At 37.2% G+C, this 261-nt stretch carries 1 pseudogene; it reads left to right on the forward strand.

The window, feature by feature from the left end:
* Positions 1–137: 137 nt before the first annotated feature.
* Positions 138–261: pseudogene (locus tag ACYQ2O_RS13250) on the forward strand (helix-turn-helix domain-containing protein); the annotation flags it as partial.

Consider the following 261-nt stretch of genomic DNA (forward strand, 5'->3'; position numbering starts at 1 on the left):
CCCTCCTGGAGTACGTGTCTTAGTCGACAACCTAATTGTACCATATGGGGGGGTCCTTTTTTCTATGTTTTAAAAAAGTTGATTTATCAGGTGTTAAACACGACAAATAATTATGAAATTGGCTCAAGTATCGACTCTACCCAAATGAAGAACAAAAAAACTATTTTGCGAACTGTTTTGGTTGTGCCCGCTTCATTTATAACCAAATGCTTAGCGACAAGATCGACCACTATAAAGAGACGAAACAAATGCTCAACAATA

The organism is Alkalibacterium sp. m-11 (assembly GCF_054658155.1).